This window comes from Flavobacteriales bacterium (assembly GCA_025210295.1).
GTDB lineage: Bacteria > Bacteroidota > Bacteroidia > Flavobacteriales_D > Parvicellaceae > S010-51.
Genome location: JAOASC010000015.1, coordinates 1 through 25362 on the forward strand (window position 1 = coordinate 1; position 25362 = coordinate 25362).

A 25362-nucleotide genomic window follows, 5' to 3' on the forward strand; every position below is an offset into this window, starting at 1 on the left:
GCTATTCACTACTATCGTTATTGCATCTGTATCTGTACACATCGTCGCATTCTGAGTTCCTGTTACCGTATAAGTCGTTGTGCTGGTTGGTGTAACCGTATGTGTTTGACCAGCACCAAGACCATTATCCCAGCTATAAGCATCAGCTCCCATTGCGGAAAGACTTACCGAAGCGCCCTCACAAATGGTAGTAACACCAGCATTTGCTGTAACTGTTGGCCCTGCTATTACTGTTATCGTAATATCTTCGGTATCTGAGCAACCTGAAGCATTGGTTCCAGTTACGGTATAAGTATTGGTTGCTAAAGGAGTAAATGCTGTACCATCCGTCACTCCATTATTCCATGAATAGTTTACAGTTCCTGTACCTGAAAGTGTCACAGAAGTTCCTGAACAAATTGTACTACTTCCCGAATAATTGATTCCTACTGTTGGTAGCGCTCCAATAGTCACCCCTATTGTTGTACTATCAACACACCCATTAGCATCTGTTCCAACAACCTTATATAAACCATTAATCGTAGGCGTAAAGCTAACACCATCTGTCACCCCGCTATCCCAAACATAAGATACACCTCCACCTCCAGTTAAAGTAACGCTTTCTCCAGCACATATACTTGTTCCAGGAGAAGCATTTGCTGTAATGGTTGGAGGAGTATTCACAGTAATTGTTATCGTAGCTACACTATCAGAAGTATTTGGGGCAACACAATACCCTTCACCTGCCACACTATAAGTTGTCGTTGTTGTTGGGCTCACCCAAATGGTATCTGTTGAATCAACTAAAGTTCCTGTTGCGTAGGAACCTGTATACCAAAACCATTCTCTCGTTGAATTTAAAGAACTTGAAGAATTAAGCACCAATTGTACAGAATCTCCTAAGCATATTTGAGCTGATGGCGTTGACGGATTTATTTGAGGGACATTAGCTTGAATACATTGTTGAAAAAAATGCACAGCTCCAATAGAATCTGTATCTGGTTGACTAGGAGGGCTAATCATTGATACAGCGTTTGCATTATTTTCGTCGGTCATATCTCCTATTGCTCCAACGATTAATTTATCATTATCTACCGCTATACAAGATCCAAAAGTAGTTTGCCCAATATTATGAGAGGCTGGAATCAATTGAGTTCCTACACCATAACCAGCCACCCCAAATGGATCGAGCTCATAAGAATAAACTGCTCCCCTAAAAAAAGTAAAACCAGCGCTTTCAGCTGGAGCACCAACGAAAAGCTTATTTCCTTCCATTTCTATTGCTGCTCCATATCCCCCAAACGACAAATTAGTAGTCACATTAGAGACTCTTCCCCCCAACAAATTCCATGTTGTTGAATTCAACCTCTCGAACACTTCTATTTTACCTACTACTTGAGTTCCTACATTATGTCGTGGTGCTCCAGACACGATTCGATCTCCCTCAATTCCTACGGCAAGACCATACTCATCAAAAGGATTCCTTCCCGTCAAGACTTTCTTTTGCACAAAATTCCAAGTTGCACCAGTTTTTTCATAAATGTAAATTGCTCCTGAATTGACTACATTATTCATCCCATTTTGATCTCGATCCTGTTGTGGAGCGCCAACAACAGCTCTCCCTGCACTTGTAATCCCAACAGAAAAACCAAAATGATCATTAGTCACACGATCAAAGGCTACTACTTTTTGCACAAAATTCCATACACCTGTATTGTCTTTTTCATAAAAATATGCACTTCCACCATCAACACCTACAGTCACTCCATCTGCCTCTATCTGATCTGATCTTGCCCCGACAATCATCATATCGCCATCCAAATCCATTGACCAACCAAACAATCCAGAGGGAAGACCTCTATCAGGGGCTACCATTTTCCTAACAAATGTCCAAGTATTCCCTACCAATTCATACACATAAATAGAGCCAGATCTAAAAACATAGTTACCTCCGATTTCATCTGTAGCATCTTGTGGAGCTGAGACTAATATCTGTCCCTCATGAATTTTTACTGAGTAACCAAATGTACCAAGTGCAATTCTATCAGGAGCAACTATCTTTTGGTAAAAATCCCATTCTCCATTATTATTTCTCTTATACACAATAGCAGACCCAGCAAAATCTACATAGTTTGATTCATTTTGATCCTCATCATCTCCTGGAATCCCAACAATAGCGAAGTCTCCATTGACATCTACTGAAGCTCCAAAGACGTCAAAACGTTGCCTGTTAGCATCTACTTTTTTCTGTAGATAATCATAAGTCTGGCCATTTATAGCCAGACAAAAAAACAATATAGTAACACCTATAATAAATCTTAACATGTTTCACACTTTAGAAGCAAAAACTAAAATTAGTTTTTTTTTTAGTTTTCCAAAACTCTAGTTTCATCTATTATCAACTTTAGCTTGGAATTACATTTTAGAAAACAACACATACATTCCCCTCTTTGATTTCAGAAGTTCCATCGTAATAATCGACCTCAACATAATAAACATAAACACCAGAAGGTACCAGTTCGCCTCCAAAAGCACCATCCCAACCGATCTCTTTATCGGTTGATTCAAACATTTTATTTCCCCATCGATCAAAAACAACAAACTTTAAAGATTCAAAACCTTTCCCTCTTACATAGAACACATCATTATCTCCATCGTTATTAGGTGAAAATACATTCGGCAAAAACAAATGATAATCACACGATTCTGTTAAATGCACACTTGCTTCAACATCTACTACACAATTGTTTGCATCTTGAACAGTCACTGTATAAACTCCTTCTCCCACCTCCGAAAGCACCGAAGAAGTTTCTCCTGTACTCCATTCGTAACTATATGGAGCAACTCCATTTGCTTCAACACTAACCTCTCCATCAACATCTCCAAAACAAACGGTATCGTCCTTAGCGACGACCACTAACTCTGGATAAACTTCAATATTTATTGTATCAGATGCATTACAAACACCATTTGTTGTATAAACAATCTCATGTACTCCTTGACCTGCAATTGCAGCATCAAAAGCCCCTGTTACAGCATCCACGCCAACTCCTTGCCATGTTCCCCCTGGAGTAATCGCCTCTAAAACCTGAATTGGAACTCCTCCACACAGTGGGAGAACAGGGGTAATTGTAGCATCTTCTTGTTCATTAACTAGAACTGAAACACTTGACTCTCCAGGACATCCATTTGCACTTGTCACTAACACCGTATATAAATTTGTACCTACAGTAGGAACAAAAGGAACTCCATCAACCACGCCATTACCCCATGTTGGATTCAGTCCATTTCCTAAAGCTGTTAACTCAAGTGTATCCCCCTCACATAAACTTTGTCCTCCTGCTGAAGAAAAAGCCGTTACATTAGGTGATTCATTTACCGTTATTGATTGGGTAGCTGTACCCACACAGCCATTTACATCTGTTCCTGTTACGGTATATACAATATTATTTCCTATCGGTGGATAATAAGCCATATTATCAACAATTCCAACATCCACTCCAGCACTATCCCAAACATAGGTTACCCCACCAAAACCTGTTAACAACACTGAATCTCCTGAACATATAGAACCAGACGGAGACACGGACGCACTAATTGCTGGCAAGCTAAACACCTCGACATCTATGGTATCAGCTCCCGTACATCCATTTGCATCTGTTGCAGTAACTACATACTCTGTACTTCCTAAATTTGGTATAAAAGCAACTCCATCGGCAACTCCATTATTCCATGTGTAGGTAGTAGCTCCGCTTCCTGTTAGAGTTAAACTCTCCCCTATACATAGAGAATCATTTGGAGAAGCATTAGCAGCAATTACAGGTAAATTATTAACAACAATAGTAATCACATCCGAATCTGTACATCCTGTAGCATTTTGTGTTCCTGTTACGGTATAAGATGTAGTAGTACTAGGAGAAACAGTATGACTTTGACCACTTCCTAACCCATTTCCCCACAAATAAGAATCTGCTCCAGCAGCAGATAATGTAACTGAAGCCCCATCACATATTACTGTAAGACCAGAACTAGCTGTTACCACTGGTCCAGCCACAACAACTATTGTTGTATCTTCAGTATTAGAACACCCCGAAGCATTTGTTCCTGTCACCGTATATGTAGTCGTTGTTGTTGGTGTAAAAGCTACTCCATCTGAAACACCATTATCCCATGAATAGCTTGTAGTGCCTGTTCCTGACAATGTTATTGAAGTCCCAGAACATATTGTATCACTACCTGTATAATTAATTCCTACAGTAGGTAATGTTCCCACAGTCAAATTAATGGTTGTACTATCTACACAACCATTAGCATCTGTACCGATAACTTTGTATGTACCGTTAACTGTTGGTGTAAAACTAACTCCATCTGAAACGCTATTATCCCATACATAAGTAACACCACCACCACCTGTTAAGGTCACACTTTCACCCGAACATAATATTGTACCTGGCGAAGCATTGGCTGTAATTGTTGGTGTAGCATTCACTGTAATAGTTATGGTTCCTACACTATCAGAAGCATTTGAAGTAATGCAATACCCTTCACCAGCAACACTATAGGTCGTCGTAACAGTTGGACTCACCCAAATGGTATCTGTAGAATCTACAAGAGCTCCTGTTGCATAGTTCCCTGTATACCAATACCAATCTCTGGCTGAATTTAAAGAACTTGAACCACTAATTACCAATTGTATAGAATCTCCTAAACAAATTTGAGCAGAAGGGATAGATGAACTAATTTGAGGAATATTCGCTTGATTACACTGTAAGAAAAAGTGAATAGCCCCTACAGAATCTGTATCTGGCAAACCTGGAGGACTAACCATCGGAATAGCGTTTGCCCCATTTTCATCGGTCATATCTCCAATTGCTCCCACTATTAGTTTATCATCATCTACAGCTATAGAATTTCCAAAAGCCACTTGCCCTGTATTATGAGGCACAGGCAAAATTGGTACTCCTGCGCCATAACCCGCTGGACCTGAAGAACTTTTTTCATAAAGGTAAACATTTCCTTTTCCAAAAGTAAAACCAACACTTTCAGCTGGAGCACCTACAAATAGTTTATCTCCCTCCATTTCTATTGAGGTCCCATAAGCACCTAAAGAAAGGTTAGTTAACACATTAGAGACTCTTGTTCCCAATGAATTCCAAGTGGTAGCATTTACTCTTTCAAAAACTTGTATTTTTCCAACTACTTGCGTTCCTACATTATGTCGAGGAGCACCTGCAACAATTCTATCATCTGAAATCCCTACGGCAAATCCAAATTGATCATCAGGACTTCTATTATTCAAGACTTTCTTCTGAACAAATCCCCAAACTGCTCCAGTTTTTTCATAAATATAAATAGCCCCTGCATCAGTTATTGTATTCAATCCATTTTCATCTAAATCTTGCTCAGGAGCACCTACAACTGCTCGCCCATCCCTTGATATAGCAACAGCATGCCCATATTCATCATCACCGTTTCTATCAAACGCTACTTTCTTTTGAACAAAATTCCATACACCTGAACTATTTTTTTCATAAAAGTAGACACTTCCACCTCTTGTTGTAAAAGTGATTCCATCTTCTTCAAGGGGATCTTCAGTAGCGCCTATGATCATTAAATTGCTATCTACAGCTAAAGACCAGCCAAAAAAGCATTTTATATTTCCTCGATCTGGTGCTACAATTTTTTGCGTAAATGTCCATGTAGAACCAACCAGTTCATATACATATACAGATCCAGACTTATTGATATTGTTGTTCCCTGTTTCATCGGTATAATCATGAGAAGCAGCAACAAAAATTTGTCCTTCCTCAATAGCTACAGCCGATCCAAACAATGCCCCATTAATTCTATCTGGCGCCACTAATTTTTGATACACATCCCAGTTACCATTATAACTTCTTTTATACACAATAGCAGAACCAGCAGAATCTATAAAGTTTTGCTCATTCTCATCCTCATCGTCTCCCAACATCCCTACAACAGCAAAATCACCTTCTACATCAACGGATAATCCATAGTTATCAAAAGCTTGCCTATTAGCATCGACTTTTTTTTGAATATGGTTATACTGAGCCTTTAAAACAAGACTAAAAACCACAAGAATTCCTATTAACAGAATTTTTTTCATCATTATAACACCTAACTTTAGCTAGTAAATATACTTTTTTTTTTAAGACTTTCAAAAAGAAGTATTTAGCTCAAAAGCAATTCCATTTTTTTACTCATCAATAACTAATGCTTCACCCTTAATTCTGCTACTTTTATATAATTTTATTTAAACTTTTTTTAATGAAAAATGAAAGACTGACCCCTTACCAAATTCACTTCTCACACCTATTTTCTGTTGGTGAGCTTCAATAATATGCTTAACTATCGACAACCCTAAACCTGTACCTCCTGCATGTCTTGCTCTACTTTTATCTACTCTATAAAAGCGCTCAAACAAACGGCTTAAATGCTCTTTAGAAATACCTATTCCATCATCTGCTATTTCGATCAACACATGATCCTCAGCATCAAACAGTTTTACTTTTGTAGCTCCGTTTTCATTACCATAGTTTATCGAGTTGTTAATTAAATTAATCAACACCTGCTCTATTTTATCTTTATCACAAAACACTTTTTTACTCTCAAAATCTGACAAAAGCGACAAAGTAACCTTTTTCGTTTTTGCTTTAATTTCAAAACTATCCAACACATCTTGAACCAAGGCAACAATATCAACTGAATCTTGGTGCAACACAATCCTTCCTGTTTCGATTTCAGTAACCATATCCAAATCCTCTACCAATCTAGTCATCCTGTCCACTCCCTTATTGGCTCTCTCCAAAAAAACACGGTTCATTTTTTCATCTTCCAAACCTCCCTCTAACAACGTTAAAATATAACCTTGAATACTAAAAATAGGTGTCTTTAACTCATGTGCTAAATTCCCTAAAAACTCTCTCCTATACTCCTCTTGCTCTTTTAACTTTTCTATTTCTTCACTCTTTATTTTTCCCCACTTCATCACTTCTTTTTCTGCTTCCCCTAAAACATCCTCCCCCATACTTAAATCCACTTCTTTATACCCTGAGTCATTACTATGAATCACACGGTATAACAGACGAATTTTGGACGTTATTAAGCTTTCTAAGAAAAAATAAACGACCCCATAGCTAATCGCAAAAGATGCAACTGCCACGACAAAGAAACGAGACACATATATTCTTTCATCAAACACTATTTGAAACAAACTAGAGATCACAACAGAAGCTACCGCTAATATTGAAGCCACTACTAACGAAAACTGTTTAGGCGTTTTAATTTTTTTCATAACAACTAACCTTTATTCGCCACAAAGATACACCCTTTATTTGGATATTTTACTTCTTTAAACCCCTGTTAAATACTGTTAAAGAGCAACATCTTTTTAATTTATGATGTATTTTTGATATGCTTTGTGATTATGGTTAAAAAACATTTAATACTCATTTTATCAATATTAAGTAGTACTGCACTAATCGGTATTATTGCAATTCAAGCTTTTTGGATCATGAGTACTATTAATCAAAGAGAGCTACAATTTGATGCTGCCATTAAAAAATCTCTTATTGAAGTTATACACAATACCAATAGATATGAAGCTATAAAAAAGTTAAATTCAGACAAAAAGACGCAACAATTATACAACCTCCTAAACAACAACCTGAACCTATCTAAACAGTTAGGCAGCAACACTCTGGATAGCACCCTAACGATTAATGGAAATCTTCAAGAACTTTGGGGGAACCAGCAGAACATTATGGAGGAATTAGTAAAAGAACTTTTTACTCAAAACTCATATAAAACAATTGAAGAAAGAATACCTCAACCAACTTTAGACAGCATTATTGGATCTGTTTTCACAAAAAACGGCCTTAAAGTCAAGTATTATTTTGGTGTATTTGACAGAGCTAACAACCTAATATACACCAACAAAAGTGATGCTATTGATCAGCTTTTAAAAAGCGACTATCGTTTAAACCTATTCCCCAATGATTTTTTTGGATCGCCAGCTTATCTAGGGTTTATGATTCCCCACCAACGAGCCTATGTCTTCAAATCTATGAGTCTACTTTTAATCCTTTCCACCCTTTTTATCATCATAATTATTTTTACTTTTTATCACACATTCACCATTATATACAAACAGAAAAAAATCTCTATCATAAAAAATGACTTCATTAACAACATGACGCACGAACTTAAAACACCTATTTCTACCATATCACTTGCTTGTGAAGCACTTAGTGACAAAGATTTAGGAAGTTCTGAAACGACTAGAAACAGGTTTGTTTCAATGATAAATGAAGAAAATAAAAGACTAGGGGTTCTTGTAGAGAACGTTCTCCAAAGCGCAGTATTGGACAGAGGTGAAATCCAACTTAAACCAGAACCACTTGATATCAACTCCATTATTGAAAAAGCAGTTAAAAACGTTATTATTCAAGTTGAGAAAAAAAACGGAACAATTGCTATCGAATCAAAAGCCACAAACACCAATATTATTGCTGACAGAGTACACATCACCAATGTCATCTACAACTTATTGGATAACGCTAATAAATACACCCCAGAGTCTCCAAAAATAAACATTTCTACAGAAGATGTTGTGAATGGAATAGTAATCAAAATAAGAGACAACGGAATAGGTATCTCAAAAGAGAATCAACAAAAAATATTCGATCGACTCTACCGTGTTCCAACAGGCGACAGACATGATGTAAAAGGCTTTGGACTTGGATTAAGCTATGTTAAAGCAATTATTGACAAACACCACGGAAAAATTACAATAAACAGTTCTCTTGGAAAAGGAACTACTTTTAGTATTCATCTACCATTAAAACCAGAAAATTATGAGCAAAAAAATTAAAGTACTACTTGTTGAGGATGACCCTAATTTAGGGCTTCTTTTATCTGAATACATTAACGCCAAAGGCTACGAATGTACACTAAGAGTGAACGGACAAGAGGGATACGACACTTTCATTAAAGACGATTTTGATTTCCTAATTTTCGATGTAATGATGCCCATCAAGGATGGCTTTACACTAGCCAAAGAAATTAGAGGAATTGACAAAGAAATTCCTATACTATTTTTAACAGCAAAATCTTTAAAAGAAGACACACTAAAAGGTTTTAACGTTGGCGCTGACGACTATATGACCAAACCATTTAGCATGGAGGAACTGCTTGCAAGAATGAATGCTATACTCCGAAGAATTCCAACGCAAGACGAAAACGAAAGCGGACATTATGAAATCGGCTTTTTTGACTTTGATTATAATCAGCAAATCCTTTCTCATGGTGAGGAATCCAATAAGCTTACAACTAAAGAGAACGAGCTTCTTAAGCTACTTTGCAAAAACAAAAACGGGGTACTAGAACGAAACGATGCCTTAAAAGCCGTTTGGGGAGATGACAACTATTTCAACGGAAGAAGTATGGATGTTTATATTGCTAAACTCAGAAAACACCTAAAAGCTGATCCCAGCATTGAAATAATCAATATCCACGGTAAGGGCTTTAAACTTCTAGCAAAGTAATTTTAACATTATACTGAAATAAAAAAACCGTAGCGCTATAACTCTACGGTTTTTTTATCAAATTTATTTAAAATTCAACTCATCAAAATCTGCGATTTCAGATAATAAATGCAACTTTTGAATAACAAAATCCTCCCTTTTACTCACAAACACTTCCTCATTATTCTCTTCTGAATCCTGATTCACATTTTCCCTCACCTCTTTCTTTTTTGTCAGAAAATCAATACTCATTTCCCTTATTACTACTGGTCCATTTTCCACACTTAAGTTATAAGCAACCAGTTCTAAATCAGATTTCTGACACCTAAAGATATAGCTCCATGCCCCATACTTCCCATAATCATAATGAATATACAACTTCTCATTTTTTATTTTCAAAGAGAGCACTGGAGGAAAACATCCCCCTCCATCCTCATTTTCAGACGAAAAACACTTTAGGTTTTTGATTGCCAAATAATATCGATCAGCACGAGTCAAATAAACCAAAATACCTCGTCTATTTCGGTCTACTTCTTTTCCAAATCTATTGACAACAAACTTCTCCTCTTCAGTTCCTTTTACTATTACAACACAATCATCTACTCCATCGTTATTCAAATCTCCCTGAACTCTATCTACCTCCTTATACCCATTGGGCACAGAATAGCTTTTCTTGCTATTTTGGATAGAACAACTCATCATTCCTCCAATGCTTATTAAGAGTACTAAAACTTTATTCATCAAACATGATTTGTACAACATTTAGATTACCCGCTCAAACACATTACTTTTTAGCTTATAAAGAACCTAAACATTGAGTTTAGCGTAAATATCAACACTAATATACTTCCCTTTTTTTACTTCACAATCTTTCATTCTTCCCTCATATTCAAAATCTAGTTTTGACATTGCCTTTTTACAATTTAAATTATCTGACTCTACAAAACCTTCAATTCGATGTATCCCTAGCTCATTAAAACCATAATCACAGATTAATGGCATCACTTCTGTCATGATTCCTCTCCCCCAAAACTCTGGAAGTAACCAAAGACCAATTTCGGCTTTATTATGTTCTTTTGACCATCCATTCAACCCAGCCGCTCCATAAAACGTCTGCTTATCGACTGAACAAATGGCCCACCAAAATTGCTCAGCCTCTTGAAACCAAGACATCTGCTCTTTTGTGGCTTCGAGGCTATCAAAATTCACTCCATAATACGCTATGACTTGAGAATTAGAGAGCCCTTTATAAACATTATAAAGATCCGTTTCTTCTATTTCTCTTAACAAAAGCCGTTTTGTTTGGATAGGCAAAACCTTTTTTTGTTCATTTTCCATACCATACAATTTTAAAACAAAAATCACCGTAAAACAAATGCTTTAAACTTTTATCTTTTATCTTAATAAGGCTGAATATTTCGAAATTTTGGTAAAAAATATTAAAGTATTCTTTGAATTATAACAGTGAATTATATAAGCAGTAGCGTTTTGTATGCCACAACCTATCAAACCGCAATAAAGTTTAAGCGGACTACAGGCCTAAAATTAGACACTTCCTAACTACTGCTTATAAATTACCTGTCGTCTTTATTCGTTATCTATTAACAAATTAACATTATTAATTCAAATCATTCCGTTTGAATGAGCCATTGTCTCAGGAATCACTTGTTTAACAACCCAATATTCTACAATTAATTGGTTTGACAACCTATAAATTTCATACTGCACAAATCGAGTTTCTTTCTTAGTTATCACAGCTTGTGTCAATACAAAATTCTTTTCACCAATCACTCGATGAAGCTTAAAATTATCATAATCCATTTCAAAATCAGCTATTGATAGTTTAGAAGATAAAAAGGCTGATGTTTGACCCATACGTTTTTCAATCAAGATTTGATTTACAAACCCCTTCACAACCTCCTTATTTACCTCTGTTTGTTCCTGATCATCAATTTCGACAGTTCCAACAACTCTTGGTAACGAGTCAACGATTTCTTGAACAGCATCCCAATGTTCTAAAATTAAACCGTTTTCAATTCGATAAAAGTCTACGGTAGCATTTTCCTTTCCCATAAATTCAATTTGTGAATGAACTGCCACAAAATCACCCTCACTCAGAAACCGCATGAATGGTTGCTTTGGATTTTTAGGCTTAGGCATTTGTTTTAACATTGTCATAAACTCCATAAACCCACTTTTTCCAGTTTTCACTATCGGGTTATGTTGAATGTAATTATCCGCAAGTACTTTATCTGCAAATTTCTCATCTCCTAGTCCAAATACTTTGGAATAAAAGTCTATTATAAGTTGTTTGTTTGAATTTTCCATTTTCAATTCAGTTTTAATGTTATTCTTTTCTGAATTTGTTTTACACGAAACCATAAGAATCACGCAAAACACTAAAGATATATTTCTCATATCTTCTTGTTGTTTAAATAATTATAAAATTTTTGATTACTTATCAATTAGACACAACAATCCCTATAGAATAATGGGCTTGCCAATTAAGTATCTACTTGAAAAAAGTCGGAATTTTCAGAGAAGAAATTTTGTATGTATTAAAACTAATTTTCAACACGACAAACATACAAAATCATATTTTACTCCTCAAACCTTTTTACTGAAAATTTTCAGATAACAATCTTCTATCTTGCCCAATATTAAATAACAACAAACATAATAATAGTAGTCAACTTCGCGACACTTCCTATCAATTTACAAGAAAATTGATGCGAGCTACATTTCTTGAAGACACTACTATAGCAACTATTGTTTTTAAACCTTGCTAAACGCTAACATTTTTCAACCTCTCCATAGCAACTCTTTCTTTTTCAGCTATAGTTAATAAAACATTCGAAGCCTCATTGACATATTTTAAGTCACTTGTCTCTCCAGCTTTATAAAACAATTCAGAAACATTTTTCCAAAGTTGCGCTATTTCTTTAAAATCTTGATATGCTTCATTAATTCCCTCTATTTGTAGAATTTCATTACTCTCTTTTAAAAAGTCTCTGTACAAGTTTCTAAAAAGAGCCCCACCTGTTCCTGCTCTTTCCATTAAAACAGATGTTGTTTGAAAATCTCTTTTTATATCCTTACTATTTTTAAACCACTTTTTGATTTCTGTTGCAGTCTTTGCGATACCTTTGTAGCTTATATTTTTAATTGATGGATTCAAATATTCATTTGCATTATTATTGATAGCTGTTTTAATCGCAATTTTCAACTCTGTTAATTCACCTTTACTACTGATAGTATAGCTTCTATTTCTTGAAGACATTGGCCCTTTTTCATTTCTTGCCAATTCAAGATTCTTTAATGACGTTTTAACTTGTCCTCCTTGTTGATCTGTATCAATCAAATATGCAAATTGTTCATCATATCCATACATTGCAACATAATGACCTGCAAAATGAATTTTACTTGAGAAATACTCCAAATAGTAACAATCTAACTTTACCCCAACAGCTTTACCCGAATCCAAATGACTTTTAACATTATCCCAAGCTTTCTTAATTGATGACGTTTCTTTAACGTCTAAATCCAAATTTAAATTTCTACAAATATTCTCCGTTAAAATATCAGGCTTAACTCTTCCTCCAATAAATGGAAAATCCATAATTTTCATATTCCAGAAAATATAACTCAACCCCTCTCCTAATCCGAATAGCATTGGCTCTGAAAGATGAACCCCTATTTGTTTAAGCAAACTTCCCGTTGCAGTTGATTCACAATGTTGTCCAGCAAATGGTTTAAAGTTTTCTATTCTCATATCATTTAAATTGATGACTCCCTTTTATTACAAGCTGAAAGGTATATGAAAAAGATGGATCTATAAACAAAAAAAGTCCTGTACTTTCGTACAAGACTTTTTCTTCGTCGGGATGGCAGGATTCGAACCTGCGATCTCCTGGTCCCAAACCAGGCGCCTTGACCGGACTGGGCCACATCCCGAACTGTCAAGCGACGGCAAAGATAACAAAATTAATTTAACCTCATTAAATTTCTTTGCCTTTTTTTTGCGGAGAGACAGGGACTCGAACCCTGGCAACGTTTTACCGTTGACAGATTAGCAATCTGCTGCATTACCACTCTGCCACCTCTCCGGTCATTCTTTATTTAAGAACTAATCGAATATTTAAAACTTTGTCTTAAATTTCGGATTGCAAAAATAGGGATGATTTTTTAATTACACAACTAATTTGCAACTTTTTTTATATCTTTTCTTGGAACAAATAATAAAAGTACCAAACCAACAATAAAAAAGATCATCAATGCCATAACAGAATACCTTATATTAAAAGCATCTTCCAAGAATCCAAAACTAATTATACCGATAGTCATCCCTATCTTTTCTAACACATCATAGAAACTAAAATAAGAAGTAGTATCAGTTGTATCTGGCAACATTTTAGAATAGGTTGAACGAGATAATGACTGTACACCTCCCATCACTAAACCAATAAAAAATGCCGTAGTATAAAACTCAAATGGTGTATTAACAAAATAAGCTCCTCCACAAATCAAGATCCATATCACTACAGCAATCAATAGTACTTTTATATTCCCTAATTTTCCAGATAAAAATGAAAATAAATAAGCTCCAGGTATCGCGATTAACTGTATCAGGATAATACTGATTATCATGCTTACTTGCATTCTCGAGGCTACTTCAGGAATTTTATTAACCTCCATCATTCTTGCCTCTTCTGAAAGTCCTAAAGGTATCCCAGACAAATCGACATCTAACCCAATAGACCAATCAATTGCATTGGTACCGAAAAATTGAGCCATGGTCATGATCGTTTGCACAGCCATACTATAGATAAAGAATGCTCTTAGAAAACGTCTAAGGCTTTTCAACGTCATAAACTCTCTCCATACTGACCTTAACTCTTTATAACCACTTGACAAGATATCTTTACTAAACTTCTCTTCTTTGTATGTATTTGGCAAGTACATATAACTAATTTGAGCAAAACCAAACCACCATGCTCCAGTTAGTAAGAAAGCATAGCGCATCATTTGCACTTTTTGTTCTGGACTTTCTTGGCTCATGACCATTGCCAATGAAATTCCCAACAATACCACACTTCCTACATATCCCAGAGAAAATCCTTTTGCACTTAAATTATCATGATCTTTTCGCTCTGCCACTTCAGGTAAATACGAATTATAAAATACTAAACTTCCCCAAAAGCCTAAATTTGCAGTAAGAATGATAAAAAATTGAAAGAACACTGGTAAACTCTCAAAAAAGTACATTGAAACACACGAAGCTACACCGATATAATTGAAAGTCTTCATAAAGAACTTTTTGTTCCCCACATAATCGGCTATTCCTGATAAAATTGGAGAAAGCATAGCTACAAGTAATAGAGATATAGCAATGGTATAACTATAAATTCCAATTCGAGAGAAACTTCCGCCAAGAAACTCAACTACTTCAGGCATTTTAACCTCGTAAAACAAAGGAAAAATAGCTGTGGTAATTACTAAAGGATAAACAGAATTGGCCCAATCATAGAAAGCCCAAGCATTCATGACTTTCTTATTTCCTTTTACAGACTCTATACTTTTTGACATTCGTTCTATATTTAAAAAACACACTCTAAGCAGAGTAGATTTTCGGTAAAGATATAAAATCTATTGACTAGCTCTATTAATTGTTTAGAAAAAGCTCGTAAAACCAAAATGAATCTTTGCTGCTCTTAAATATACAGGAGCTCCCATCTGACTTCCTAGAGCATAAGAAAGTGAAAAGATACCTGGACTAGTCTCAAAGCTAATTCCCGCACCAAAACTATAGGGTTGATCAAAAAGATAATTTTCTCCTACATTTTTTTCTAACCAACCATAATCACCAAATACATATATATTAGAATTTTGCTCTAATAGATAGCGGTACTCCAAACTTGCTACTGCATAACTTGAAACAAAAATAGATTCTTCATCAAATCCTCTTATTGTTTGAATTCCTCCTATTCGGTACAGTTCATTGGTAAAAACATTCTCGTTATAAAATGAAGCTCCTCTCCCTCTGAGCATTATGGTTGCTTTTCGTTTAATTGGAATAAAATAACGTAATTCCCCCTCAATGTTGTATACAAAAGTATTTAACCTTACATTTTCATAGATTTCTTCTGGTAATGCCTGATTTTGTTTTATTCTTTTTCCTCCAACACTTCCCCCAATATTAATTCCATATCCTTTTCTAGGATTAAAACGATAATCTAAATTCTGCAACACGACATTTATTCCATAATTTCGTTTTGTTACGTCTGCATATTCTGGAAGTACTGAAATATTTTGATAATTAGCCGTTGAAAGCAAATTTGAATTTTTATTTTCATAAAAAAACATCACTTTATTCATTCCTGAAAACACGTAATCCACTCCCATTCTTAGATTGGCATCAACAAATGTTGTATCTCTTTTATAAATATTTAATTTAGTATCAACCCCAAACCCTGTATTAAACAGAAAAGGGTAATTAAAACCCAATTTTAAATCTTGAGTCAACTGTTGTGTTTGTCTCCAATTAAACCTTATAAATTCTCCTTTATAGAAACTATTGAGTAACTTCACATCCACGTCGCCGGTTAAAGTAATTGCCCCGTTTTGATCTGGCTGAACTCCCAAAACACCATTAAAATTATTCGACTTAACTGTATTTAGATAGAGGTATACATTACACTTCTTATTGATAAATTCTACCTCAACACCTTTACTCTCTTTCAAATAAGGTATTTCTTTTATTCTTAGCGCAATTTCTTGCAAGGCTTTCTCATTATAGATATCACCAGGCTTAAGTTTAATGGCATTATAAACAGTTGGAATCGAAACCTTATCATTCGTTTTGATGTAAATAGAATCGATAGTAATTAATGGTCCTTTATCCAAAGCTACCCCGGCAAGTATTCCCTCTTTTTTTAGTTCGACATCTTCCAATTGAATACGAGCAAAAGGGTACCCACTGTTTTCCAACAGCTTAATCGTCTTTTGAAACAACACCTTTACTTCTTTCGGAGAAAATGGGACTTTTGAATACAACTTTTCTCCATAACCTACTTTACTTAAGAAAGCAACTGCTTCATGCTCTACTTTTAAGCTAGCCCATTTATAAGAATTTCCTCTATGATATTTCACCCGAATTTCTTTTAAGGAATCTATACTTTTAACTTGATCAACACTTGCCTCTAAATACCCTTTTTCGATCTCTTGATAAACAATTGTTTTTAATTGCTCCCTATACGTTTCAATTTTTAGCTTGTTAAATAATTTCAACCCCTCTGCTTCTTGATCATTGACATAAAATTTCCACCCCCTATCTTGCGCTTTTACCAACAAAGAAGTAACAAAGAATAACAATATAAATAACCAGCGCTTCATTTAAAACTAGACGATTTTCCAATCAATTGCTTTTTCTCCTCGCTTTTTTAACACCTCATTCACTTTTAAGAAATGTTGATTCCCAAACCAATACCCTCTATTCGCACTTAATGGTGATGGATGTCCTGAAGTCAATACTAAATGTTTGCTCTTATCTATCAATGCTACCTTACGCTTAGCAAAGCCTCCCCACAACAAAAAAATCACATTTTCTTTTTGATCAGAAATTGCTTTAATCGTTGCATCAGTAAAACGTTGCCATCCTATATCTTTATGTGCATTTGCCTGCCCTTCTCTAACCGTAAGCGATGCATTCAACAAAAAAACTCCTTGTTTGGCCCAAGGTGACAAGTCGCCACTTTTGGGATAAGGAAAATCAAAATTATCGGAAACCTCTCTAAAAATATTTTGAAGTGATGGAGGGTGTGGCACTCCTTCATTTACCGAAAAGCACATCCCATTGGCCTGACCATAGCCATGGTAAGGGTCCTGACCAATAATCACAACTTTAATCTCTGATAAAGGCGTCATATTATACGCAGAAAAAATACTTGCTCCTGGAGGGAAAATTCTATATTGACTTTTTTCTAAAAGTAATTTCTTTTTTATTTCTGAAAAGTAATCAGCTCTAAATTCCTGACTTAAAGCCGCTAACCAAGACGATTCAATTTTAGGTTCTATTGTCAATTTTAATGGTTTTATGTTAATAACTTTAAAAAACTATCTATTGATTTTGGAAACAAATAATAATATGTTTGCGTTTCAATTAGACTAATTTACTGAATTACTTCTGCAATAAAAGGGGATTTTGTAAATTTTTAGCACTACAAAAACAAACACTATGAAAACGACAAAAGTATTAATTCTAGCAGGAGCCATTTCATTAACGTTAAATTCATGTTTTTTATTTCGTTCTAAACACGAAAGCTGTCCTGCATATGGAGAGGAGATTAAACAACAAAATGAATTGAACCAAGATTTAAAAAACGAAAGAATTAAAGCTACTCAAGAGGCTTAATTCTTTTTCCATATAAATTAAAAAACTCAACTAATAATTAGTTGAGTTTTTTTGTTTATACCTAGTTTAAAAAAAGAATGCTTTATTTTTTTATCAAAACAAACTCATTTGATCTTCATCTTCCTCATCTGTATCTTTTATTGCTCCTTTACTGTCTTTTTTAGACGCTTCTTCATCTGTTGTATTCGTGACTTCCCACTCCACCTCTAAAGGCCCCTCATCGGGTTTTGCAACGGGCTCATTTTGATCCTCAACAACATCACCAATAACTTCTTCAGAACTTTTCACTTCTTCTACCTCCCATTCTTCCCCCTCTTCAGGCGGCAATAACGCTATTGACTTTACCTTAAGCTTTGTTAATTGATTTCCTTGGGCTTTCAATCCTTTAATGTCTATTAACTCATTAACATGTTCAAACTTATCGGGCAAATGCTTAGTCTCTTTAAGATGTTTATTGTAAACAATCTGAATTTTAGGCTCTTTTTGAGTTGTCGCAACGACTAAATGCGCTCCTTCTTCTTCAGAAATAAACAACACAGGTTTAGTCGATGACTCTGCCAAGAAACGCTTCACATAGTACAGTTCTTTCTCTTGATTCCAATAAACACAAGCAATTGGTCGTTCAGGGTACCATTTCTCAATATGGATTAACCCATCACCAAACTTAGTTGCCAATTCAAATCCACTCAATTTATAATGCCCCGATTCATGTAACGTCAAGATTTTATCATCTCCTCTAAATTCTCCTAACAAGGTCCCTCTTCCCTCATCATTTAATCTTCTAACTACACTATCCCACCATACTTTTCTAGCTGCTAATGTTGAACCACCAACTTCTTTTTGTTCTACTTTGCTAATTAACTCTTTAGTTGCACGATTTCCTTTTGACCCTCTACCTTTAATTAAGAGTTCCCCAAAATCAATTTCAAAACGAATTTTCTTTAAATGTGGACGTGGTCGAAGTTTCACCGAGACGACTTCCCTTCTCCCGTTAGGATTAGCAGTAAAATACAAAAGTTTAGAACCTTTGCTTCCAGTAGTTAAATCGTACTCTTTATCACGTGTAATGCTACTAACATGAAAACGCTTCATGTAAGACACTTTATCTTTTCCATCCTGATAAATCATATGATAAATCGTACGTTTATCTCCTTTTTTCCAAACAGCGCAATGGATAATTCCCTTTCCAACAAACTTTTTATCAGCAACCTTTGTCACCAACATCTTTCCTGTCTTAAAGAATACAATAACATCATCTATCTCTGAACACTCTGAAACGAACTCATCTTTTCGAAGGGTCCAACCTATAAAACCTTCTTCTTTATTAACGTATAGTTTTTTATTGGATACAATTACTTTTTTCGCTGAAATACTATCAAACGTCCTTATCTCTGTTTTACGTTCTCTCCCTTCTCCAAATTTATTTTTTAAATCTCTAAAATAATCTACAGCATATTGCACTAAATTATCCAAATGATGCTGTACCTCTTCTATACCAGCTAAAATCTTTGCAATAACTTCATCTGCTTTATTCGAATCAAACTTAGAAATACGTTTAATCTTTATTTCTGTTAATCGAACAATGTCTTCCTCAGTTAAATCTCTATATAATTCAACAACACCCTTAGCTTTATTTTTACGGTTAGGAGTAGAAATATATTGGTGCATTCCTTTATCAATAGCTCCTACTACACCTTCCCAAGTTTCCTCCTCCTCGATATCTCTATAGATTCTATTTTCTATAAAAATTCGCTCTAAAGAAGCCCAATGCCATTGACTCTCCAATTCTCTCTTCTTAATCTCCAACTCTAACTTCAACAACTCTACGGTTCTATCTGTTGAATTTTTAAGCATTTCGTTTACACTGATAAAAACAGGTTTATTCCCCTCTTCAATAACAGCAGCATTAGGTGAAATAGAGATCTCACAATTTGTAAATGCATATAATGCATCAATCATTTTATCTGGAGAAACTCCTGCAGGCAAGTGAATCAAAATTTCAGCTTCTGCAGCTGTATTATCTTCTATTTTACGTACTTTAATCTTATTTTTATCGTTGGCTTTTACAATAGAATCCATCAAAGAATCTGTTGTTGTTCCGTAAGGAATCTGATCGATCATCAATGTCTTTGCATTAACCTTAGTAATGTTGGCTCTAACTCGAACTTTTCCACCTCTTAGACCACCATTATAATTACTAAAATCAGCTTTTCCTCCATGAGGAAAATCTGGATATAAATCGACTTTTCGCCCTCTTAAATAATCAATTGAGGCGTCAATTAATTCAATAAAATTATGCGGTAAAATCTTACAAGCCATACCTACAGCAATCCCCTCAGCCCCTTGAGACAGTAACAATGGAAATTTTATTGGTAGGTTTTTGGGTTCTTTATTTCGACCATCATAAGAAGATAACCACTCAGTTGTTTTTGGGTTAAAGACTGTATGCAACGCAAATTTTGTTAGACGTGCTTCAATATACCTTGGTGCAGCTGCCCCATCTCCAGTCAATGTATTCCCCCAGTTCCCTTGGCAATCGATCAACAAATCTTTTTGTCCAATTTGAACCATTGCATCCCCAATAGATGCATCTCCATGAGGGTGATACTTCATCGTATTACCAATAACATTGGCTACCTTATTGTACCGACCGTCATCTAACTCTTTTAGAGAGTGTAATATTCTTCGCTGAACTGGTTTCAACCCATCTTCTAGTGCTGGAACTGCACGTTCTAAAATCACATAAGATGCGTAATCCAGAAACCAATCTTCATACAATCCTGATAGAGGAATTACATCCACTCCATCACTATGGGTATCATTCTCGTCGAAAGCATCCTCATTGAATTCGTTCTCGTTTTCTATACTCATAATTGCACTTTATTTTCTTAGTCCCTTGTAGGTTATTTCATCGAACAACACCCAACCTCTAGCCGTTGGATAACATTCTTTTAATTTAATCTCATATTGTGTTCTATCTTTTGAAAAAACGATATAAATATCCGCACCATTTACACTGTCTTTATCAAAATTCTTGTAGTCCACCCAATCATAACTGGTCGCTTCCCAAGCTATATCTTCACCTTTTATTTTTTCGAGGGTCTTCGCCAAACCATCGTTGACCTTGGCCACTTTTTTAAGCAACTTTTTCTTCTTCTTATCCTTTTTCTTATCAGACAAACTACTTTTATTCAAACGTTCATCAACATCAGCCTCTGTTGCAATGTAAGCTCTAATAGTAGCTGCATCTCCAGTTTTAATTGCATTAAACAAAACCTCTCCCATTTCTTCAGGTGAAGCAGACACTTGCTCTACTTGCTTTTCTCCTCCACATGAAAACAACAACCAACTTAATATGGCTACTAAAACTATATTTCTCATTTTTCTTCTGTCATTTTATCGACATCCTCTTCATACTTTAAGTTTTCGATAATGAAATTTTGTCGATCTTGTGTATTTTTCCCCATATAGAATGTCAATATTTCCTCTATACTTTGATCTTTCCCTACAATCACAGGCTCTAAACGAATATCCTCTCCGATAAAGTACTTAAACTCATCTGGTGAAATTTCTCCCAATCCTTTAAATCGAGTAATCTCAGCATTTTTCCCCAACTTATCTATCGCGTTTTTTCGCTCAATATCTGAATAACAATAAATCGTCTCCTTTTTATTTCTAACCCTAAACAAAGGTGTTTGTAATATCTTTACATGCCCTTTCTTTACTAAATCGGGAAAGAACTGTAAAAAGAATGTCAACAACAGTAATCGAATATGCATCCCATCTACATCAGCATCGGTAGCAATAATCACATTATTGTATCTTAAATTCTCTAATCCATCTTCTATATTTAAGGCTGCTTGAACTAAATTAAACTCTTCATTTTCATAAACGACCTTTTTGGTTAACCCAAAAGAGTTAAGAGGTTTACCACGCAGACTAAATACAGCTTGTGTACCAACATCTCTTGACTTAGTAATTGATCCACTTGCCGAATCCCCCTCGGTAATAAAAATAGAGGTTTCCTCTCTTCTATCATTCTTTAAATCATTAAAATGAATCTTACAATCTCTTAATTTTTTATTATGAAGATTAGACCTTTTAGCTCGTTCTCTTGCGATTTTTCTAATTCCGCTTAATTCTTTTCTTTCCTTTTCTGATTGTTTTATTTTATTTTCTAAAACTTGAGCTACTTCAGGGTTACGGTGCAAGAAGTTATCTAACTTTTCTTTTAAAAAGTCCATTACAAAAGCACGCACAGATTTTCCTCCTGGTTCTATATCTAAAGACCCCAATTTTGTTTTTGTTTGGGATTCAAAAACGGGTTCCATAACTTTTATACTCACTGCTGCGACTATAGACTGGCGAATATCAACAGGTTCATATTTACCAAAAAAATCTTTAATCACCTTAGCTACAGCTTCCCTAAAAGCCCCTTGATGCGTCCCTCCCTGTGTTGTATGCTGCCCATTGACAAATGATGAATAATCCTCACCATAACTTCTCGCATGTGTAAAGGCAACCTCTATATCTTCCCCCTCTAAATGTATTATTGGGTACAATGGATCTCCATCCATATTGTTTTCCAATAAATCTTTCAGTCCATTTTTAGAGTGAAAACGTTTACTATTAAAATGAATCGTTAGCCCTCTATTTAAATAACAGTAATTCCAAAATAACTTTTCTAAATAATTATTTTTGAAATTGTAGTTTTTAAAGATGTCTCCATCTGGAACAAACTTAACGTACGTTCCATTTTCCTTGTCTGTATCTACAAGATCGAACTCATTGATAACTTCTCCTCTAGTAAATTCAACGGTCTTCTGTTGCCCCTCTCTAAATGACTGAACTTTGAAATAAGAAGATAAAGCGTTAACAGCTTTTGTACCAACCCCGTTCAGTCCTACCGACTTTTTAAATGCCTTAGAGTCATACTTTCCTCCCGTATTCATCTTGGAGACAACATCTTTAACTTTCCCTAAAGGAATTCCTCGCCCATAATCTCTTACAGAAACAGCTCCATCTTTCAGTTTAAGAATAATCTTTCGACCATTCCCCATAACAAACTCATCAATAGAGTTATCCATTACCTCTTTAACCAGGATATAAATCCCATCATCTGCAGAAGTTCCGTCACCTAACTTTCCTATATACATCCCAGGACGCATACGAATATGTTCTTTCCAATCTAGTGACCGAATATTATCTTCCGTATATTCTACTTTTTCAGACATAAAAAATTTAGAAATTAATTGCAATTAGCTCAAAAATACTTAAAACACTCATATTCAAGAGCCAAAATCTTTTAAATTATCAACATAAATACTGTTAATAGCCATATATTTTCTATCAATTAAAAAAAAATCAAATATTTTTCTATTTACTATTGTCAATTAAAAAAAATGACATATATTTGCACCCGTTATTTTGCTAAGGCGATATAACAACTCTCAAATGAGAGGGCGATTAGCTCAGTTGGTTCAGAGCACCTGCCTTACAAGCAGGGGGTCGTAGGTTCGAATCCTACATCGCCCACAACATAACCTCTTATTAAGAGGGCGATTAGCTCAGTTGGTTCAGAGCACCTGCCTTACAAGCAGGGGGTCGTAGGTTCGAATCCTACATCGCCCACCAAAAACAAAAGCTTCACCTTAAACAGTGAAGCTTTTTTTATACCCCTATATCATGAATTTATTTTACACTTATATTCTATACTCTGAAAACTTAAATCAATACTATATCGGATATACTGGTGACAGTTTAGACAATAGAATCAAAAAACATAATGCAAACCACAAAGGATTTACAGGAAGAACAAAGGACTGGAAAATAGCCTATTATGAAACCTTTGATAATAAAACTGATGCTCTAAAAAGAGAAAAACAAATTAAGAATTGGAAATCGAAATCCATGATTATAAAACTTATCAGAGCATCCCGATAAAATCGGGAGGGTCGTAGGTTCGAACCCTACATCGCCCACCAAAAACAAAAGCTTCACCTTAAACAGTGAAGCTTTTTTTATACCCCTATATCATGAATTTATTTTACACTTATATTCTATACTCTGAAAACTTAGATCAATACTATATCGGATATACTGGTGACAGTTTAGACAATAGAATCAAAAGCAATCCAATTATAAACTAAAACAACAGTATCTGTACAATAAAGAACTTAATATGCAAACTGCTTTATTAATCTTTTATTAGTAATATTGCTAGAGTAATTTCTTTTATTAAATAGAATAATGGACAAAAAAATTTATTTCCCTAACTTAAATGGACTAAGGTTTATTGCTGCTTTTTTAGTAATAATTCATCACCTTGAGCAAATAAAGTCAGTTTATGGTATAGAAAATTATTGGGAAAGCATTCCCTTTATAAAAATAGTTGGAAAACTTGGGGTGGTTTTATTTTTTGTTCTTAGTGGTTTTTTAATAACATACCTATTATTAGCTGAAGAAAAAGCTTTTAAGAAAATCAGCATTGTAAAATTCTATATGCGTAGAGTTCTGCGTATATGGCCGTTATATTTTCTCATTATAATCTTAGCTTTTTTTGTACTTCCCAACATTGATATCTTCATTCTACCTGGGTTTGAAAAAGATGTTATTTATTCTAACCTACCTTCCAAACTACTGCTATACGCATTTTTCTTCCCAAACTTGGCGCTTTCTTTATTAGGCACTGTTCCGTTTGCATCACACACATGGTCTATAGGGACTGAAGAACAATTCTACTTGGTTTGGCCTCTAATTTTAAGTTACATAAAGAAAAATCGAATAGTAGCAATGTTAGCTATTATCATTTTCTACATTTGCTTTAAATTCTTTTTACAAACATCTTTTGCAAGTAGTTATGTTCCTTACAGTAATATTCTACTCGCATTCTGGAATTCATTCCCAATTGATTGTATGGCCATTGGTGGCTTATATTCAATTCTGCTATTTCGAAAAAATAAAATATTAAAATATTTAATTCGAAATGATGTATTTTACTTTTCTATTTTTCTTGTTTCTATCCTTATGCTTGCAGGAATAAGAATACCTTACATTCATTATGAATTTTATTCTGTTTTCTTTGGATTAATTATTCTGAACTTCTCTGTTAATGACAAAATAAAACTATCATTGGAGAACAAAACTCTAAACTATCTTGGTAACATCTCATACGGATTATATATGTACCATCCCATAGCTATTGTTTTAGTTACATCGATCTCTCTATCATTAGGTTTATCAACAAACTGGATTCTATACCCACTTAGCGTTATCTTAACAATACTCATAGCCGATATATCATACCGATACTTCGAATCTTTTTTTCTTAAGTTTAAAAAGCAATTCTCTAATATCTTAAGTGGGAACAATAATTTTAAATAAAGCGCTTACGCTTTCTTCTTTGCTACTTAACATTTCATCCTGAAG

General features: G+C 34.8%; 18 protein-coding genes and 4 tRNA genes. 7 read left to right on the top strand and 15 right to left on the bottom strand.

The features are described 5' to 3' along the window. The 3 genes from N4A35_01875 to N4A35_01885 all read right to left on the bottom strand — a co-directional run. Positions 1 to 2304 (bottom strand): hypothetical protein (locus N4A35_01875; protein ID MCT4580140.1); only part of this gene is annotated, 2304 nt, incomplete at its 3' end. Between the two features lie 97 nt (positions 2305 to 2401). Next, a complete protein-coding gene (locus N4A35_01880; GenBank protein MCT4580141.1) occupies positions 2402 to 6109 on the bottom strand; it encodes a gliding motility-associated C-terminal domain-containing protein in 3708 nt (1235 codons plus the stop codon). A gap of 144 nt (positions 6110 to 6253) precedes the next feature. Beyond that, positions 6254 to 7294, bottom strand: coding sequence for an ATP-binding protein (locus tag N4A35_01885; protein ID MCT4580142.1), 1041 nt, complete (start codon positions 7292 to 7294; stop codon positions 6254 to 6256). A gap of 132 nt (positions 7295 to 7426) precedes the next feature. Between N4A35_01885 and N4A35_01890 the strand changes: the two genes are divergently transcribed. Beyond that, positions 7427 to 8872, top strand: a complete 1446-nt coding sequence (locus tag N4A35_01890; GenBank protein ID MCT4580143.1) for a HAMP domain-containing histidine kinase — start codon at positions 7427 to 7429, stop codon at positions 8870 to 8872. Continuing rightward, complete coding sequence (locus N4A35_01895; GenBank protein MCT4580144.1) at positions 8856 to 9545, top strand: response regulator transcription factor; 690 nt, start codon at positions 8856 to 8858, stop codon at positions 9543 to 9545. Before N4A35_01890 ends, N4A35_01895 begins: the two co-directional genes overlap by 17 nt. Before the next feature lie 63 nt (positions 9546 to 9608). Here the strand turns inward: N4A35_01895 and N4A35_01900 are convergent, their stop codons facing one another. The 9 genes from N4A35_01900 to ung form a co-directional block, all read right to left on the bottom strand. After that, positions 9609 to 10265: a hypothetical protein gene (locus N4A35_01900; protein ID MCT4580145.1), complete on the bottom strand. Its 657-nt coding sequence runs from the start codon at positions 10263 to 10265 to the stop codon at positions 9609 to 9611. 66 nt (positions 10266 to 10331) lie between these two features. Further along, complete coding sequence (locus N4A35_01905) at positions 10332 to 10862, bottom strand: GNAT family N-acetyltransferase (protein MCT4580146.1); 531 nt, start codon at positions 10860 to 10862, stop codon at positions 10332 to 10334. A gap of 285 nt (positions 10863 to 11147) precedes the next feature. Further along, positions 11148 to 11852 carry an ester cyclase gene (locus N4A35_01910; GenBank protein MCT4580147.1) on the bottom strand — a complete coding sequence of 235 codons (705 nt, stop codon included), beginning with the start codon at positions 11850 to 11852 and terminating at the stop codon, positions 11148 to 11150. 457 nt (positions 11853 to 12309) lie between these two features. Then, a complete protein-coding gene (locus N4A35_01915) occupies positions 12310 to 13296 on the bottom strand; it encodes a BtrH N-terminal domain-containing protein (GenBank protein ID MCT4580148.1) in 987 nt (328 codons plus the stop codon). A 107-nt stretch (positions 13297 to 13403) separates the two neighbouring features. Beyond that, positions 13404 to 13478, bottom strand: a tRNA-Pro gene (locus N4A35_01920). Positions 13479 to 13546: 68 nt separating this feature from the next. After that, a tRNA-Ser gene (locus tag N4A35_01925) sits at positions 13547 to 13630 on the bottom strand. Between the two features lie 91 nt (positions 13631 to 13721). After that, positions 13722 to 15110, bottom strand: coding sequence for an MFS transporter (locus N4A35_01930; protein ID MCT4580149.1), 1389 nt, complete (start codon positions 15108 to 15110; stop codon positions 13722 to 13724). Positions 15111 to 15194: 84 nt separating this feature from the next. Further along, positions 15195 to 16916 carry a hypothetical protein gene (locus N4A35_01935; GenBank protein ID MCT4580150.1) on the bottom strand — a complete coding sequence of 574 codons (1722 nt, stop codon included), beginning with the start codon at positions 16914 to 16916 and terminating at the stop codon, positions 15195 to 15197. 6 nt (positions 16917 to 16922) lie between these two features. Next, complete coding sequence (gene ung / locus N4A35_01940) at positions 16923 to 17597, bottom strand: uracil-DNA glycosylase (GenBank protein ID MCT4580151.1); 675 nt, start codon at positions 17595 to 17597, stop codon at positions 16923 to 16925. Between the two features lie 160 nt (positions 17598 to 17757). Here ung and N4A35_01945 point away from each other — a divergent pair, with 160 nt between their 5' ends. Beyond that, positions 17758 to 17934 carry a hypothetical protein gene (locus N4A35_01945; protein MCT4580152.1) on the top strand — a complete coding sequence of 59 codons (177 nt, stop codon included), beginning with the start codon at positions 17758 to 17760 and terminating at the stop codon, positions 17932 to 17934. 93 nt (positions 17935 to 18027) lie between these two features. Here the strand turns inward: N4A35_01945 and N4A35_01950 are convergent, their stop codons facing one another. Genes N4A35_01950 through N4A35_01960 form a run of 3 tightly spaced genes read right to left on the bottom strand, consistent with a single transcriptional unit; the run spans position 18028 to position 23168 of the window. Then, a complete protein-coding gene (locus N4A35_01950) occupies positions 18028 to 20805 on the bottom strand; it encodes a DNA gyrase/topoisomerase IV subunit A (GenBank protein ID MCT4580153.1) in 2778 nt (925 codons plus the stop codon). A 9-nt stretch (positions 20806 to 20814) separates the two neighbouring features. Further along, on the bottom strand, positions 20815 to 21315 hold the full coding sequence (locus tag N4A35_01955) for a hypothetical protein (protein MCT4580154.1): 501 nt from the start codon (positions 21313 to 21315) through the stop codon (positions 20815 to 20817). After that, positions 21312 to 23168, bottom strand: coding sequence for a type IIA DNA topoisomerase subunit B (locus tag N4A35_01960; protein MCT4580155.1), 1857 nt, complete (start codon positions 23166 to 23168; stop codon positions 21312 to 21314). Before N4A35_01960 ends, N4A35_01955 begins: the two co-directional genes overlap by 4 nt. A gap of 226 nt (positions 23169 to 23394) precedes the next feature. Here N4A35_01960 and N4A35_01965 point away from each other — a divergent pair. From N4A35_01965 to N4A35_01980, 4 genes are all read left to right on the top strand, one after another. Then, positions 23395 to 23469, top strand: a tRNA-Val gene (locus N4A35_01965). A gap of 21 nt (positions 23470 to 23490) precedes the next feature. Continuing rightward, a tRNA-Val gene (locus tag N4A35_01970) sits at positions 23491 to 23568 on the top strand. Positions 23569 to 23619: 51 nt separating this feature from the next. After that, positions 23620 to 23877, top strand: a complete 258-nt coding sequence (locus N4A35_01975; protein ID MCT4580156.1) for a GIY-YIG nuclease family protein — start codon at positions 23620 to 23622, stop codon at positions 23875 to 23877. Positions 23878 to 24183: 306 nt separating this feature from the next. After that, positions 24184 to 25317, top strand: coding sequence for an acyltransferase (locus N4A35_01980; GenBank protein MCT4580157.1), 1134 nt, complete (start codon positions 24184 to 24186; stop codon positions 25315 to 25317). Positions 25318 to 25362: the final 45 nt, after the last annotated feature.

Bases quoted from the DNA above. Each gene is read 5' to 3' on its own strand.
- N4A35_01880 (MCT4580141.1), bottom strand. From the start codon at position 6,109: ATGATGAAAAAAATTCTGTTAATAGGAATTCTTGTGGTTTTTAGTCTT.
- N4A35_01885 (MCT4580142.1), bottom strand. From the start codon at position 7,294: ATGAAAAAAATTAAAACGCCTAAACAGTTTTCGTTAGTAGTGGCTTCA.
- N4A35_01890 (MCT4580143.1), top strand. From the start codon at position 7,427: ATGGTTAAAAAACATTTAATACTCATTTTATCAATATTAAGTAGTACT.
- N4A35_01895 (MCT4580144.1), top strand. From the start codon at position 8,856: ATGAGCAAAAAAATTAAAGTACTACTTGTTGAGGATGACCCTAATTTA.
- N4A35_01900 (MCT4580145.1), bottom strand. From the start codon at position 10,265: ATGAATAAAGTTTTAGTACTCTTAATAAGCATTGGAGGAATGATGAGT.
- N4A35_01905 (MCT4580146.1), bottom strand. From the start codon at position 10,862: ATGGAAAATGAACAAAAAAAGGTTTTGCCTATCCAAACAAAACGGCTT.
- N4A35_01910 (MCT4580147.1), bottom strand. From the start codon at position 11,852: ATGGAAAATTCAAACAAACAACTTATAATAGACTTTTATTCCAAAGTA.
- N4A35_01915 (MCT4580148.1), bottom strand. From the start codon at position 13,296: ATGAGAATAGAAAACTTTAAACCATTTGCTGGACAACATTGTGAATCA.
- N4A35_01930 (MCT4580149.1), bottom strand. From the start codon at position 15,110: ATGTCAAAAAGTATAGAGTCTGTAAAAGGAAATAAGAAAGTCATGAAT.
- N4A35_01935 (MCT4580150.1), bottom strand. From the start codon at position 16,916: ATGAAGCGCTGGTTATTTATATTGTTATTCTTTGTTACTTCTTTGTTG.
- N4A35_01945 (MCT4580152.1), top strand. From the start codon at position 17,758: ATGAAAACGACAAAAGTATTAATTCTAGCAGGAGCCATTTCATTAACG.
- N4A35_01950 (MCT4580153.1), bottom strand. From the start codon at position 20,805: ATGAGTATAGAAAACGAGAACGAATTCAATGAGGATGCTTTCGACGAG.
- N4A35_01955 (MCT4580154.1), bottom strand. From the start codon at position 21,315: ATGAGAAATATAGTTTTAGTAGCCATATTAAGTTGGTTGTTGTTTTCA.
- N4A35_01960 (MCT4580155.1), bottom strand. From the start codon at position 23,168: ATGTCTGAAAAAGTAGAATATACGGAAGATAATATTCGGTCACTAGAT.
- N4A35_01975 (MCT4580156.1), top strand. From the start codon at position 23,620: ATGAATTTATTTTACACTTATATTCTATACTCTGAAAACTTAAATCAA.
- N4A35_01980 (MCT4580157.1), top strand. From the start codon at position 24,184: ATGGACAAAAAAATTTATTTCCCTAACTTAAATGGACTAAGGTTTATT.